At 34.0% G+C, this 15,050-nt stretch carries 12 protein-coding genes and 1 pseudogene; 3 read left to right on the top strand and 10 right to left on the bottom strand.

Features of this window, described 5'->3' with window-relative positions:
- Positions 1 to 5: 5 nt before the first annotated feature.
- Genes I6L50_RS17550 through I6L50_RS17540 form a run of 3 tightly spaced genes read right to left on the bottom strand, consistent with a single transcriptional unit; the run spans position 6 to position 2,658 of the window.
- Positions 6 to 668, bottom strand: a complete 663-nt coding sequence (locus I6L50_RS17550) for a CoA transferase subunit B (protein ID WP_219302182.1) — start codon at positions 666 to 668, stop codon at positions 6 to 8.
- Positions 653 to 1,351, bottom strand: coding sequence for an acetate CoA-transferase subunit alpha (gene atoD / locus I6L50_RS17545; RefSeq protein WP_002085805.1), 699 nt, complete (start codon positions 1,349 to 1,351; stop codon positions 653 to 655). The genes I6L50_RS17550 and atoD overlap by 16 nt, the downstream gene beginning before the upstream one ends.
- Complete coding sequence (locus I6L50_RS17540; protein WP_002136137.1) at positions 1,348 to 2,658, bottom strand: aspartate aminotransferase family protein; 1,311 nt, start codon at positions 2,656 to 2,658, stop codon at positions 1,348 to 1,350. Before I6L50_RS17540 ends, atoD begins: the two co-directional genes overlap by 4 nt.
- Before the next feature lie 801 nt (positions 2,659 to 3,459).
- Between I6L50_RS17540 and I6L50_RS17535 the strand changes: the two genes are divergently transcribed.
- Positions 3,460 to 4,209 carry a DUF4397 domain-containing protein gene (locus tag I6L50_RS17535; protein ID WP_002012659.1) on the top strand — a complete coding sequence of 250 codons (750 nt, stop codon included), beginning with the start codon at positions 3,460 to 3,462 and terminating at the stop codon, positions 4,207 to 4,209.
- A 33-nt stretch (positions 4,210 to 4,242) separates the two neighbouring features.
- Here the strand turns inward: I6L50_RS17535 and I6L50_RS17530 are convergent, their stop codons facing one another.
- Positions 4,243 to 5,376, bottom strand: a complete 1,134-nt coding sequence (locus I6L50_RS17530; protein ID WP_337460022.1) for a BA2291 family sporulation histidine kinase — start codon at positions 5,374 to 5,376, stop codon at positions 4,243 to 4,245.
- A gap of 239 nt (positions 5,377 to 5,615) precedes the next feature.
- Here I6L50_RS17530 and I6L50_RS17525 point away from each other — a divergent pair, with 239 nt between their 5' ends.
- Positions 5,616 to 6,008, top strand: a complete 393-nt coding sequence (locus I6L50_RS17525) for a YueI family protein (protein WP_219302181.1) — start codon at positions 5,616 to 5,618, stop codon at positions 6,006 to 6,008.
- A gap of 120 nt (positions 6,009 to 6,128) precedes the next feature.
- Here the strand turns inward: I6L50_RS17525 and I6L50_RS17520 are convergent.
- Together I6L50_RS17520 and I6L50_RS17515 are read right to left on the bottom strand one after the other, a co-directional pair.
- A pseudogene (locus tag I6L50_RS17520) lies at positions 6,129 to 7,548 on the bottom strand (aldehyde dehydrogenase family protein).
- A gap of 143 nt (positions 7,549 to 7,691) precedes the next feature.
- Positions 7,692 to 9,047 carry a hemolysin family protein gene (locus I6L50_RS17515; RefSeq protein ID WP_219302180.1) on the bottom strand — a complete coding sequence of 452 codons (1,356 nt, stop codon included), beginning with the start codon at positions 9,045 to 9,047 and terminating at the stop codon, positions 7,692 to 7,694.
- A 363-nt stretch (positions 9,048 to 9,410) separates the two neighbouring features.
- Between I6L50_RS17515 and racA the strand changes: the two genes are divergently transcribed.
- Positions 9,411 to 9,953, top strand: a complete 543-nt coding sequence (gene racA / locus I6L50_RS17510) for a chromosome-anchoring protein RacA (protein WP_002012665.1) — start codon at positions 9,411 to 9,413, stop codon at positions 9,951 to 9,953.
- Positions 9,954 to 10,054: 101 nt separating this feature from the next.
- Here the strand turns inward: racA and I6L50_RS17505 are convergent, their stop codons facing one another.
- The 4 genes from I6L50_RS17505 to I6L50_RS17490 all read right to left on the bottom strand — a co-directional run bounded on the left by I6L50_RS17505 (position 10,055) and on the right by I6L50_RS17490 (position 14,994).
- Positions 10,055 to 10,651 carry a hypothetical protein gene (locus I6L50_RS17505; RefSeq protein ID WP_219302179.1) on the bottom strand — a complete coding sequence of 199 codons (597 nt, stop codon included), beginning with the start codon at positions 10,649 to 10,651 and terminating at the stop codon, positions 10,055 to 10,057.
- Positions 10,652 to 10,968: 317 nt separating this feature from the next.
- Positions 10,969 to 12,819, bottom strand: a complete 1,851-nt coding sequence (locus I6L50_RS17500) for a hypothetical protein (RefSeq protein ID WP_219302178.1) — start codon at positions 12,817 to 12,819, stop codon at positions 10,969 to 10,971.
- The gene (locus tag I6L50_RS17495) at positions 12,809 to 14,626 is read right to left on the bottom strand and encodes an AAA family ATPase (protein ID WP_002085823.1); all 1,818 of its coding nucleotides are present in this window, start codon (positions 14,624 to 14,626) and stop codon (positions 12,809 to 12,811) included. The genes I6L50_RS17500 and I6L50_RS17495 overlap by 11 nt, the downstream gene beginning before the upstream one ends.
- Before the next feature lie 107 nt (positions 14,627 to 14,733).
- Positions 14,734 to 14,994: a hypothetical protein gene (locus I6L50_RS17490; protein WP_002085825.1), complete on the bottom strand. Its 261-nt coding sequence runs from the start codon at positions 14,992 to 14,994 to the stop codon at positions 14,734 to 14,736.
- Between the last annotated feature and the right edge of the window lie 56 nt (positions 14,995 to 15,050).

Raw genomic sequence — 15,050 nt, 5'->3', positions numbered from 1 at the left:
TCCCCTCATTCAATTACTAGTAAATTTGAGCTTATATGAAAATCAGCTGTCGTATGTCGTTTTACATCTTCTACAGTATATGGACTCATTAATTCTTGTAAGACAAGTCCTCTTTGGGTCACTTCCATGACAGCCATGTCTGTAATAATTAAATCTACACATTTTTTCGAAGTTAATGGCAATGTACATTCCGAAACAATCTTTGCATTTCCGTATTTATCAACATGATTCATCACAACAACGACCCGCTTCGCTTTTTGCGCTAAATCCATCGCTCCTCCAATACCTGGAACGCGTTTTCCTGGTACAATCCAGTTCGCTAAATCACCATTTTCACTTACTTGTAACGAACCAAGTATCGTAACATCAAGTAATCCTTTTCGAATCATGCCAAACGCCATGCAGCTATCAAAATAACTTGCTCCTGTAATAAGAGATGTTGGTAAACCAGCTGCGTTACATAAATTCTCATCTTCATTCCCTTTACTTGGCGTTGGTCCCATACCAACAATACCGTTTTCTGCATGAAACATAACATTCATATCTTCTGGCAAATGATTCGGTACAAGCGATGGAATTCCAATACCTAAATTTACAAGCATACCATTCTGAATTTCTTTCGCTGCACGTCTTGCAATCTCATCTCTTACTTCTACGCCCATACCCATTTCCAATTCACTCCTTCCGATGGCACGATATAATTTACAAATACACCTGGGACGACAATTTCTTCTGGATCTAAACTTCCAAGTGGAACAATTTCTTCTGCTTCTACAATCGTTATGTCACCAGCCATAGCTACGTGAGGATTCATATTACGAGCGCTTTTATCAAATACAAGATTTCCAAATGGATCCGCCTTTTTCGCATATACAATTGCGACTTCAGCCGTTAAAGCTGTTTCAACTAAATATGTCTTTCCATTCATTTCAACTGTGCGCTTTCCTTCTTCTACAATCGTATCAACACCAACGTCAACTAAAATACCACCAAGCCCTACACCACCAGCGCGAATACGCTCTGCGAGTGTTCCTTGCGGAGAGAATTCAATTTGCAATCTTCCTTCATTTAATTGTCTTCCCGCATTTGGATTTGACCCAATATGAGAAGTAACTAAAGATTTAACTCTTTCATTCGTAACAAGACGACCGATTCCTACATCAGGAAATCCAGTATCATTTCCTATTAAATTTAAATTTGTAATGCCTTTATCTAAAACAGCTTGAATTAAAGATGGAGGGGATCCGATTCCTCCAAATCCCCCAAACATTAATGTCATATCATCATGGAACAAAGAAATTACTTCCTCTATTTCTTTTAATTTACCGAATGTATTTGTAATAGTTGTCATGCGATACTATGCCCTCCTTTTTGCATCATCTCTTCCACGCTCTTTACAAAAATTGAAAGTAATTCATCTAACTCGGAATATGTAGTTGTCATTGGTGGTGCAACAAGCAGTGCACTATCCTCTTTTCCTGCTTGCCCTGAAACAGCTTGGTATAAGAGAAGTCCATTTTTAGCAGCAACTGAAATAAGCTCCGATGCTTTTGTAAACGGTTGCAATTCTATTCCAATTAGCAATCCTTTTCCACGCACATCGGCAATGATTGTCGATTGTTGCTGAACTTTCTGCAAACCTTTTAATAAATACTCTCCCTTTTCTGCTGTTTTTTCAGGTAAATTATGTTTCTCCATATATTCAATAACAGCTAAAGCCGTTGCTGCAGACAATGGATTTGCACTAAGCGTATGCCCGCTCATTACAGAACGTGATCCATGTAAAATCGGCTCCATAACACGGTCACTTACTATTGTCGCTGCCATTGGTGTATAACCCGCTCCTAGCCCCTTACCAAGCGTCATAATATCCGGTTCTACACCCCAGTGCTCCATAGCAAACCATGCACCAGTACGACCAAGTCCAGTCATTACTTCATCCGCAATAAATAATATATCGTAATGACTACAAATATCTTTAATTACTTTATAGTATTCTTTCGGCGGAACAACCGCGCCTCCAGCAGCTCCGATAATCGGTTCAGCAATAAAAGCTGCAATATGTTCTGCACCAATTCGATCAATCGCTCTTTCTAGTTCAGTCGCACAAGAAAGTTGACATGTTGGATATACCTTTTGTACAGGACATCTAAAACAGTATGGAGCTGGAATAGTCGGATAATCTTCCAAAATAGAAACGAAACGTTGTCTGCGCAGTGGATGCCCAGACATAGATAAAGCTCCCATTGTAATCCCGTGATAGCTCATCCACCGTGACAAAATTTTATGTTTCCCTTGAATGCCACGCTCCTGAAAATGCTGAATTGCGATTTTCATAGCTGTTTCATTTGCTTCCGTACCACTATTCACAAAAAAGCTCCAGTTCAAATCTCCTACACATAAATCACTTAACTTCTTCGCTAATTTTTCAGCTGGTTCACTCGTAAACTGTGATCTATAAACGAAAGCGATCTCCTCTGCCTGTTTTTTAATAACTTCTGCTATCTCTGCTACGCCATGTCCAATACCTGCCGTAATCGCTCCAGACGAACCATCAAAATATTTATTTCCGTTTTGATCATACAAATACACACCTTTTCCATGTGAAATCATCGGATACGGCTGACCAACAAGTGGTTTAATTAAGTAATCGCGCATAGCGCTCCCCCATTTCTCCAATTTGTATATGTATATGAAGAAAATTGACGTTTCTTTCATAAAAAAGAATCCTCTGCAAAAGCAGTGAATTTTTCAAAAAACTATTATAAAATATACAAATGATTGCTAAATATTATTTCGAAAACAGAAAATTCAGAACTAAAAATGAAGACCAACCTTACCTGTACGCTTAAATACCCCTTCCTAATTTAAGATAACAGCAAATTGAATATTTTTTTAATATAATATCAACTTCCCTCAATTGCTGACATTGTGTAAACTTCGACGGAACTCCCGTTATTCTCCTTCCTATTATCCTACTTTATATTGCATATTTTCAAACAAAATTCGACATTTTACTCCGCCTCATTTATCGTAACTATTTCTTAACAAATAGTACCACCTGTTTAGAACAATAAAAAAAGAACCGATTAACCACATTAATCAGTTCGGCACGACGCTCTTTTATCGGTATTACCTTATCCAACGCATCACTAAAATTAATAGCAATACTCATAATACAAATCCATAATTCGTCCCACAGCCTATAGCACCAAATCCTCCATAACTTCATTCCAAATAACTATGGGGATATCCCCATCCCAATGGTTCCACTCCTTCCATCAAAGTCAAACTACCTTTCCTTTATAATTTATGTAGGACAATTATCGATTTGTATGTGTGTTTGCCTATAAATAAAAAAATCCCCATTTTAACTTTTCTTTCTAGAAAGGCAAGTTTTTTGCATAACCTCTTTCTAGCTTCGCATATATTTGTAATGATGATAAAGGAGGAATGTTCATGACTCAATCCGAAATTGAAAAATACGGCCAAGAAGCTGCACGTTACGAACAGCTCGCTCGTTACTATCAATATAGCAATCCTAAAAGATATGTAGAACTCTATATGAAATACTATGATGCAATTACAAAACTTGTACAAGCATATGAAAAGAGAGATTCACAAGAAGCGACTTTACCGTCACATATGAGAATCTTCCACACAGCTCCCCATACACCAGCAGTTGATATTATAATAAACGGACAAAAGGTTATTAAAAATATTTCTTTTAAACAATTCAGTCCGTATTTATCATTAGTGCAAGGTAAATACCGTATTGATATTGTCCCTGTCGGAAACGAAACTCCAATATTTTCAGCATTAGTACCGATAATGGGGAATCACACTTATACCCTTGCAGCGGTCAATAGCGATAATCATCTCCAATTACAACCCATTCTTGATAATACTCATTTACCATCTGGTCAAGCAAAAATACGGTTTGCACATTTTTCACCAGACACTCCAGTTGTAAATGTAAATTTAAAAGATGGGGATCATTTATTTGAAAATGTACTCTTTAAGCAAATAACAGATTTTTTACAAGTTAGCCCTGGTACAGCAGATATTGAAGTTTCACTTGCTGATACAAAAAAAGTATTATTAACCATTCCAAAATTCAACGTTGAACCAAATACAATTTACACAATTTCAATAGTTGGTTATTCAACTGAGGATCCAAAATTAGAGACCGTTATACTTACAAATTAAAACAGTCTACACCATTCGTATGGTGTAGACTGTTTACTTTTGAAACGTAATTTGAAATTCTGTCCAATCGTTATCCGAACGACACAATATGGATCCGTTATGTTTTTCTACAATTTGTTTACATACAAATAGTCCAATACCAGTTCCTAGCTTTTTAGTAGTTACAAATGGCTCAAAAATGGTCTCTACATTGTCTGCTGGAATCATAGGTCCATTATTTTTTATAACAATGCGAACAGCCTGATCTTCTTCAAATACATCAATGATAATTTTTCGCTCTTCTTTCACCGATTCAAGAGCATCAATCGAATTCATTAAAATATTTAAAACTACTTGCTTCACTTCACTCCGGTAACCAACGAGTGGAATAGGATACGGCAAATTCTTTTCAATCAAAACGTTTGCATTAACTAAACTTGGATATAAGAATTGTATAATATCTTGAAATAAGTCATTTACCCAAAAACGTTCAGATTCATTCCACATTTCTTTTTTCGATACAAGTAAAAATTGCGAAATCCTAAAATTTAATTGATCTAATTCATGTGAAATAATATCTAAATATGATAGATTAGGGTGATCTGTCTTCAATAACTTTACAAATCCCATAATCGAAGTTAGCGGATTACGAAATTCATGCACAAAACTAGCCGACATTTGCCCTAGAATCGTAAGCCTTTCTTTATGTGTTTCATTTATATATTGCTGTTTTTCTTCTAAATTTCTCGATATAATTTCTGAGTATTTTAAAACGGTATAATAAATTAATTTGTCAAAACAAGTATGTATTTTGGCCATAATCGGTTTCAGTTCACGAGCACTTACATCCAATTCGCACATTGCTTCAAAAAGTTCATTTCTTCCCACATTTGCATTGTAAACAAAATCTCCAATATTCGCATCTGCCCCTGCACGCTCAATGGCAATTTTCTCACATAATGGCTGAAGATAATTAATGTCTTTATCTTCCATAATGAGTTCGATAATTAACTCTAATAAATTCGCTCCATTTTGAACTACCTCTTGTTTAAATGGATCTTTTTCGGAAATTATCATTTTGTTTTTCCAGTTCTCTACGAATTGGTGCCTGTTGTTTTTCAAGTGCGAACAAAATACTTCTTTAATATCCTTATCGATTGGAAAAACCTCCATTCCCTCCATTTCCATACGACGAATACCCTTTATATTTTGAATATTAACACAAAAAATACATTTCGTTAATAGATTGTTGTCACATTTTGTTAATTTCTGTTGATAAAATTTATTTTTCCTTTCTTATTTAAATAAGTTTTATTCATATATCCCTTTTCTCTTCTCATTTTTTTAATTATTTTCCTGTTCAAAACTACTTTTTTTGCATCCTTTTTAATTCTTGCGTACAATAAGAAGTGAAAGGTGTGAAAAATATGGTAAATAAAAATGTGGAAGACTATCTCCAAGAAGGCATATATGGCCAAAAGCAAAACAAACCAGAAGAACGTAATATGTACTTAACTACATTACGTGAGCGTGTAGAAATCGCTTTAACAATCGGTCAAGTAATGCAAAGTAATGTGTATACAGAAGTAACGGGTAACATACGTTCTTCTCAATCATTACAACTATTCCTAAATGGAAGCATTGCTTACCCACATTTATCAAAATACATTAAATTAGCAACTGAAAAAAATATTCCTTTTACAATTGTTCAAAATAAAGGTACTGAAACACCAATCGGTTTAGTACTCTCTCATAGCACTGCTGTAGATAAAGAACATATTTATGTCGAAGATAATATTTTCAAACAAGAAATGAAGTAAAAGGTACACTTGATTAAATGTAATCGTTCCGAGAAACGTAAAACAAACAATAAAAAACGAGTATGGAATCGTAAACATTTCCTGCTCGTTTTTTATTGCGGTGTTTAAGCTCGATCTACTTTATTTTTTAATACACACTAATTTCATTTCTGTCATTTCTTCTATTGCATATTTAATCCCTTCACGGCCTGTTCCACTCTCTTTCACACCGCCATAAGGCATATGATCTACTCTGAACGTTGGAATATCATTAATCATGACACCACCGACTTCTAATTCATCAATTGCACGCATTGCCTTACATAGATTGTTTGTAAATACACCTGCTTGTAATCCATAACGTGAATTATTTACTTGTTCTAAAGCCTCATCAAATTCTTTAAATGTATTTACAGTCATAAGTGGACCAAATACTTCTTGGCACTGAACAGATACATAATCTGGAACATTTGTTAATACAGTTGGTTCAAAAATCCTTGCATCACGTTTGTTACCACCGTATACAACATTAGCTCCTTCCTTAACTGCCTCTTCCACCCATGAATTTATACGTTCTACATCTTTTTTTGAAATAAGTGCTGATACATCTGTTTCTTCATGAAGCGGATCTCCTACTACAACGTTTTCCATTGCTTTCGTTAATTTTGTAATAAACTCTTCCATTTTGCGTTCATGCACAAAAACACGTTGTACTGAAATACAAACTTGTCCATTATTCACAAACGCGCCCCATTTTACACGTTCAATTATTTCGTCTGTCAATTCAACATCTTCATCAATAATTACTGCAGCGTTCGATCCTAATTCTAACGTCACTCGTTTCAACCCGGCTTTTTCCTTAATTCCAATACCTACTTTCGGACTTCCTGTAAAAGTAATACTAGCAACGTTCTCATCTTTTATTAATGCCTCACCTACAACAGATCCAGGTCCAGAAATTATATTGAAAGCTCCCTTTGGTAAACCAGCTTCTTCAAATAATTCTACCAATGCATACGAAGAAAGTGGCGTTTGGTCGGCAGGCTTTAGCACAATAGTATTTCCAGCCGCAATTGCTGGGCCTACCTTATGTGCTACTAAATTAAGTGGAAAATTAAACGGTGTAATAGCACCAATAACCCCGATTGGTTGTCGAATTGTATACGCTATACGGCCACCTGCTCCTGGTGCAGCATCTAATGGTAACGTCTCACCATATATTCGCTTCTTCAGCTGCAAACTTATATGTTTGAACAGTGCGATCTACTTCTCCCCGTGCAGCACGAATTGGTTTTGCAGCTTCTTTTGCGATAATCTCTGCAAACTCTTCTCTTCTCTCATCCATTTTTTGTGCAACCTTTTCTAAAATAGTTGCACGGTCGTATGCGGATAATTTTTTCATTTCTTTCATTGCATTTTTGGCCGAAACTATTGCTTCCTTAACATCATCTTCTGTACCTTGCGCAATCTCCGCTAATGTTTCTTCAGAATATGGTGCATACAATGGTTTATACGTCTCTACTGATTTCCATACCCCATTTATATATAAATGTTTTTTCATAGTGGTTCTCCTTCCGAATATATGTATACAATAATACATTTCATTTATTTCACCTGGTGAAAGGTCTGACTTGTGTAATTGTATCATAGCCCTAATACATCAAAAAACATTTTGCTCAAAAAAACTCTGCTACAAAGCAGAGTTTACGAACTAATTTGTTCTTGGAGCGAAATCTTTTTTTCATCTCCTACAATAACAATCGATTCTGAAGGTTTCGTTACTTCTAATCTCTTAATATAGTGTCCATCTAATTTTTTCACGCAAAATTTATAATTTTCAATCTCAATGGTATCGCCCTCGGAAATCTCAATATTTTTTGTTAGGATCCAACCGCCAATCGTATCGACATCATCGTCGTCAATAGCCAAACCTAATAATGCGTTCACTTCACTAACAAGTACTTTTCCCTCTAAAATCGTTTTCGTCTCACTAACTTGTTGGATTTCCGGTTGTTCATCAGTATCGAACTCATCTTGAATATCCCCTACAATTTCTTCTAAAATATCTTCAACGGTTACAAGACCTGATGTACCACCATATTCATCAATTAATATAGCGATATGTGTTCTTTCTCTTTGCATTTTTAAAAATAGATCATGAATTGGGATAGATTCAATAACTAAAATAATTGGCCTAATATATTGCTCCACTGTCTTTTCACTAACAACTCGGTGCTTCACAAAATCTGTAAATATATCTTTAAAATTCACAAAGCCTATTACATGGTCCTTATCACCATCAACAACCGGATACCTCGTATATTTTTCATGAGACATTTTTTGTAAAGCCTCTTCAGCAGGCATTTCTTTATTTAAAATATTCATCTCTGTTCGTGGTACCATTATTTCTTTCGCAATACGATCATCAAATTCAAATATTTTATTCACATACTTATATTCAGATTGATTAATCTCACCATTTTTATAACTTTCTGAAACTAACAACCGCAATTCTTCTTCTGAATGCACTTCATCATGCCCTTTTGGTGGTTTCAACCCAAGAAACTTTGTAATTAACCGAGCTGATCCATTTAAAATCCAAATGAATGGGAATGCAATACGATAAAACAAAATGAGTGGCTTAGCAACAAAGAAACTCACTTGTTCTGCTTTTTGAATCGCAAATGTTTTTGGAGCTAACTCTCCTACTACCACATGGAAAAATGTGATAAACAAAAACACTAAAATTATAGCTATAATGTCTGCGAGTTGAGTAGGGACGTTCCAATTTGCAAACAACACATCAAACATGTGCTTTAGCGCAGGTTTACCCGACCACCCAATCCCAAGAGCTGTAACAGTTATTCCTAATTGACAAGCTGATAAATATTCGTCTAAGTTTGTAATGATTGTTTTGACAGATATTGCACGATTATTTCCTTCTGCAATTAAATAGTCAATTCGTGAACTCCTCACTTTAACAATTGCAAATTCTGCTGCAACGAAAAATGCCGTTAAGGCAATTAAAACAATCACTATACTTATACTATATATGTCCAAATACTTTTCCTTACTTACAGTGTAAGCAAGGAAGCCACCTCCTACTTAAATTTATTCAAGTGAAGTAAGCATTCTTATACTCTAATAAAATTCTACATTAGTAACCACCTTTTTATATATTATATGCATACATAAAAAAGATATTTATAATTATGATAATCTAATTAGCTTATTATCGTCAAACTATAATAAGCCCAATTTTCCGATAACTAAAAATGATTTATATAAATAGTATGTGCTAAACAGCTGAACTTCGTGAAAAAACACTTTCTTTGCCGATTCCACACTTCTTTTGTCACACCTGAAGGGAACTTGCTACATAACTAGAAATCATTCAACAGGATATATATAGGAGGGATTATTTTGGAATATAAAACACCATTTATCGCAAAGAAATTAGGTGTTAGCCCAAAGGCTGTTGTCCGGATTGCACAACAATTAAATCTTACGATTAAAAAAAATAAATATGGTCATTTTATTTTCACACAAGGTGATTTAGATCTAATGCTAGAATACCATCGCTCTCAAATGGACCAGCCTCAAAACTCTCAAACTACTCAAAAACCATCTTCAAATGATGTAGAAAAATTAAAAACTCAAGTAAACACAATTGTTCAAAACACATCATCGAATGATTTTGAGCAATTAACAGCTCAATTTACCACAATTACGAGAAGACTAGATCGAATGGAAGAACAAATGCAAGATAAAGCAAATGATGTCGTTACATACCAACTTTTACAACATCGCCGCGAAATAGAGGAAATGTTAGAACGAATTCAAAAACTAGAAGCTGCCCTAAAAAAAGAAGAACCAATATACATTACTCCTGATGCAAAACCAACATATGAAAGAGAAAAGAAACCGAAGCGTCGTAAAATGATTTTCAGTATATTTGGACTATAATATTGTAGACCCTTATTCTGAGAATAAGGGTCTACCTTTTGTATGAAAACAGATGCCTGTAATAAGTAACTCTTCTTCATACTATACATATTCATATATTTTCATTTTGTTAACATAATATTTTTACTGTATTCTGCAATAAGTGCCTGCGCATGAGCATTCCCTTGAATAATATCACGGAATTCTTTCAAAGAATACAGATGTGTAGCCCCTTTTCGAGCATGAATTCGCACTGGTACACCTTGTAAAGTATCATGAAACTGGAATGGACTATCTATCGGTTCGATTGGAAAACCGAGTGTAAGTAAATACATATACATTCTTTTTGTAACTGCTGCAATATACCATTCCACTTTCGTCTCTAACGCATGCATAAATAAAATAGCTGCCAGCCTTTTGAAATGTCCTCTCCCCCGAGACGTTTTCGCAATACTTAACTTTCCTATTTCATACACATTTTTCAAATCTTTCACTAAATCATTTTTAGAAAACGGATAGAAAAACTCAGAATTTGATTGTTCAGGTACTGTAAACTTAATACATTCAACTGTACCAATATGATGTTCATCTTCTATTAATAAACATCGTGATGGATTTAAATTACGTTCTACAAACATTAAGTTTCTTTCTTCACAAAAATCTCCCCACAGTTGCTCGAACCAAAAATGCTCTTCCTTTGTTTGAACACGCTGGAACATATTTAACCGCCTTTCCCATCGCCGCTCTGTTTTTGATAACGCTTTCACTTACTATCATATAAGAACAAATCTTCGTATGCAACTAAAAATATTTATGTCTTATTATATTCTGCAAAATGAATTAAATTCCTACTTATTAGTCATTCATACACATGTAAAAACCCTTAATTCCCAATACTGTTACAAATATAAAAAGATCCAATTACTCTAATAAAAAAATGATAATCACTATCAAGTTCGAACCGTATAATGTGTCTTTCCGTACTGCATATAATTCTTCTTAACCTAAAGAAATCCTTCATTAAAAAGGATTTCTTTTACATTTTATTACTTTTTAACCATTTCTCAAAAATTTGAATCATCCCATGCTTCCCAGCCAACTTCTCTTCTCCTTGTTTCGTTTTATATGGATATAGTTGTAAAAACACTCCACATCCAGATTCAATTTTTTTACTATGCATATGGCTACCTGGATATACACAAATCACTTCATAAATCGCTCTTCGCTTAAAAATTCGTTTACCATTCTGTTCTTCTACATACTTAATAGACCAGTATTTATACATTTGCTCCGTTGCTTTCGTATTACCTACAGGCTGAAAAATATTGTACATAGGGCTATATTTCACTTCGATAATAATAGAAGATTTATATACATACTTCTCTTCTTCCTTTACATAACAATCTAAACGAATATCCGGCTTCTTTGTGTCCTCTCCGTTATAAAAATTACTTCCTTTGCTTAGTGCAATAAGAGGGTGTGTTTCAATTAAATCATTAAACGCGACATGCACTTTTATATCATCTCGATGTAAAATCACTGTCGTTCCATCTTGTAATCCGTCTAAATAAAAATGTTCTTGTATTTGTTCACGGATAGGATTCTTATCTTCAAATCCGATTTGTTCTAATATAGAAATAACGATAAAAAAAGCGTAATACTCATACACTAAAAACGTTGGTTTATATACGAATAATAAAGATGGAGGTTGCTCGGTATGTTGCGGTAACAATTCTAAATGGTGGATTAATTGTTGATGCGGTATAGATAAAGTGTTCGAATTAATGGTAGCTGTTTCAGAAACTTCCCTCCAAAATGGAGAATACAATAAATGTCGAAAGTATTGTACGCTTTCATATAAGATATGAGCTAATATTTTATATTCTTGCATTTTCACAGAACTTTTCCGTAAATCTGCTTCTTTCAGTAAATGTAGATTTCTATATTTTTGTTTTTCCCTATCCGTCACGGATCCATTTCGTTCAATCGTTTTAATAATTGTTTTAACAGCTTGAAATTCATCTGACTTTTTCTTCTTTTCTCCTTCTAGTATTTCAATAGTTTTACGTACAAAACTTTCTGCTTCAATTAAATAATAATAGAATTGCATCATTTTAAATTTAAGAAATGCATTTTCAATACTATTTTTTTGCTCCTTAAATTTACGGTTGTAATATTTCGCATAAAGCTTTCTTTCTGTCATAATGGCAGTTTTTCTCGTTGTCTTCCGCGCTTTCGTTTCCCATTCATATTCGTGTACAAATTCCGCATTCGATTCTACTTTTTTTAAAATTTGTTTTATTCTTTTCATTTTTTGTGGCAACTTTCTTAACAATACCAAATAAGAAGAATCTTCAATATCGCTAAGTGCTGAGAAAGTTTTCTTGTAATAACCTCTATCTAAAATTAACTCGTTCAAAATTGACTTCACATAATCTTGAATCATTTCAAATTGGTCATCAAAAAAGTTTTTAGGAACCACTTGAAACGCACCATAATAAGTTTTATCTTCTATACGCACTTCAAAATGGTATAAGCCACAGCGCCACGGATAAAAAAATTCAGTTTTTCCATGTTCATACACTAATACTCTTTGTTTTTTTTCATTTAATTCATATTGTGACTCTTTTATATTCTTTTGTCCCTCATATACTTTATTCCATATGAATGTAATATCCATTGGATTTTGATAATGGAAATGTAATTTCAGTGGTTTTAATTCCTGTACTTTATAAATACATTGAACTAATGCTGTAGTAGACGTACAAAGCCGGTTTAAAAGGATAAAATCGCCTTTCCCCTCAGTACCAATAATTAGCTTCAATACAAACGGGAGCGTTTCTTTCGTATCGACGATTGCTGTTTCATAAGGCTCCTCATTTTGCATAGCCATACAGCTCCAGTTCTCTACGCTTTTGTCTTATATAAGCTAAAGAATGTTCAAATGTAGATACACGATTTGCAAGCGGAGACTGTAAAAGTGGTATCAATGTCGCTCCCCTTTTTGCTTCCTCAAAAAGTAGAGGGCCCACTGTCATTTCTGTCCCCCTTAATTTCGTTAATACACGCTGCTTTATTTGCAAATCAAAACCTTCTTCCCTGCTAATCATATAGGACTGATTATTTTGGAACGGTATATTTTGCAAATACGTAGCGATTGCGCTTGCACATCGGAAAGAAATTCCTTTTGATATATCGTGTGATGATAATACATCATGTAACTTATCCAATAACTCTAATTCCTCTTCAGTATACACTTCGATCATCTCTTTATTCCTAAACCAATTGAGTCGAAATTCTCCCGTTGTTACTTTCAACGGGGGTTGCTGAACAACTTTCTCATGTTCTATACTCATCTCGCAAAACGGAATTTTTTGTAATGTAATCAAATTTGTTCGATCTAATAATCGATCGGAAAGCTCTTTCGTCGTTTCATCAAAATTTACAGTGCCTACGAAAATAATATTCTCACCAATTTCCACTGAAGGTGGAATTTGATTTTCTATTTCTTGTACTTTCTCATACAAACTCAAAATACGATTTTTCTTTTCAAGTTGAAGAACGGATAGAAACGGAGTAAACCAATGCTCAATATGTGACATGTTCATTTCATCGAACACAATTATATACAATTGATTTGGATTTTCTTTAGCCTTTAACAATGTCCGAACTAACTTCGTTTCACTTTCAATAAAATTACCATTCGGATGAAGGTAACCGAGAATATCATGTGGTTCTTGATACGATGGTGAAATCGGAATCCAAATTAATTCTTCCCCATAACGTAACCCAAGTGATTCTGCATAAGCTTGCACAAAGCGTGATTTCCCAACACCTGGTATACCACCAACAATTGTTAACATATTGGTTTTAATACTAATGTGAAAATTATATATATCTGTATCATCCAAATATAACCCTTTATTACGAACCATACTTTGTACATACTGCAAAAAAGAGGATTCACGCTCATCCCATTCCCAGTCATCCTTTTGCATTTTAATATCTTCTACTTCAACTAACTTACCTTCTTCAGCAATTCGTTTATTTAGTTGGTCATACACATTTTCACTTACAAAATATAAATGATCATCTACTGCTATTTCTACATGTTTCATCCAATCGTTTATTTCAATATATTTGCATTCTTTTCTTTGCTCAAAATATGAAATTGAACTTATTGATGATTTTAACGATAAATTTCCATATAGCCTTCCTTCATGCCACAATAATTCTGGAGGCTCAAAGTCTTTTGGTAATTTAGGCATAAGAAATGATAAATAACCGTTGCTTAACTTCCGTTCCAAAGACGCTCTCTTTTTATAATTTGAGACCTTTGGTGAAGGAATCAATTTATATGAAGATGCTATTTCCCGAGGCTCTTCTGTGCATATTAATTCCAGAAATAAATTTCCACGATCATAATAAAGACGAAACATAACCAGTTGCTTTTCTAATTTATGCTTCTTTAAATCAGTAAAGATTTTTTCATTCTTTTTATTACTGCATAATCCTTCAAACAAATATTTTCCAGTCGGAAATAACTCTTGTAAAGTTAAAGGTATTGAAGAAAGACATTGTACAAAGAAATTTTCTCCATTCTTCTCTCCCTCAGCTTTTGCAAACTTCCCAATAAACCTCATATAATACATTCGCTTTATAAAACTTGGATGAAGAGCTTTATGTAATTTCAACGTAGTCACCTTCTTTTTTTCATACTATTCTTATTGTATGAACTACAATCTAAAACTAGAAATAAAAAACCTGACGTCATCCGTCAGGTTCAAAATTAAAACGTATATTAATGAGAAGGAAATGCTTTTTTTTCTTGTAAAATGGCATTATGAGCGATTTTCATTTTAGCAAGTACGTACCGTAATCGATCTTCGGCATTTTCATCTTTATTTTGCTGCAGACTCGCCAAATTCTCTACAGAACTCGCTAAATTTTCAATCACGCCTCGAAGTTCAGGATGATGATTAAAAAAAGATTCTTGTACTAATACTTTCCTTAAATCACTAGCTAAATCCATAATTCTAGACAACTGTTCTTTTTCTTCCATTTTCATCCCTCCTGAATATCTTATGTATTAAATATTCTCTAGACAAGGAAAAAAGC

The sequence above is a fragment of the Bacillus sp. FDAARGOS_1420 genome, assembly GCF_019344915.1.
GTDB classification, from domain to species: Bacteria; Bacillota; Bacilli; order Bacillales; family Bacillaceae_G; genus Bacillus_A; species Bacillus_A mycoides.
This window is presented reverse-complemented; position numbering and strand designations above follow the sequence as displayed.

What these genes read in the sequence shown, in the direction of transcription:
- I6L50_RS17530 (WP_337460022.1), bottom strand. Translation starts at nt 5,376, where the DNA reads ATGGAAATGGAGGGAATGGAGGTTTTTCCAATCGATAAGGATATTAAA.
- I6L50_RS17535 (WP_002012659.1), top strand. Translation starts at nt 3,460, where the DNA reads ATGACTCAATCCGAAATTGAAAAATACGGCCAAGAAGCTGCACGTTAC.
- I6L50_RS17525 (WP_219302181.1), top strand. Translation starts at nt 5,616, where the DNA reads ATGGTAAATAAAAATGTGGAAGACTATCTCCAAGAAGGCATATATGGC.
- I6L50_RS17550 (WP_219302182.1), bottom strand. Translation starts at nt 668, where the DNA reads ATGGGTATGGGCGTAGAAGTAAGAGATGAGATTGCAAGACGTGCAGCG.
- I6L50_RS17540 (WP_002136137.1), bottom strand. Translation starts at nt 2,658, where the DNA reads ATGCGCGATTACTTAATTAAACCACTTGTTGGTCAGCCGTATCCGATG.
- atoD (WP_002085805.1), bottom strand. Translation starts at nt 1,351, where the DNA reads ATGACAACTATTACAAATACATTCGGTAAATTAAAAGAAATAGAGGAA.
- I6L50_RS17490 (WP_002085825.1), bottom strand. Translation starts at nt 14,994, where the DNA reads ATGGAAGAAAAAGAACAGTTGTCTAGAATTATGGATTTAGCTAGTGAT.
- I6L50_RS17505 (WP_219302179.1), bottom strand. Translation starts at nt 10,651, where the DNA reads ATGTTCCAGCGTGTTCAAACAAAGGAAGAGCATTTTTGGTTCGAGCAA.
- I6L50_RS17500 (WP_219302178.1), bottom strand. Translation starts at nt 12,819, where the DNA reads ATGCAAAATGAGGAGCCTTATGAAACAGCAATCGTCGATACGAAAGAA.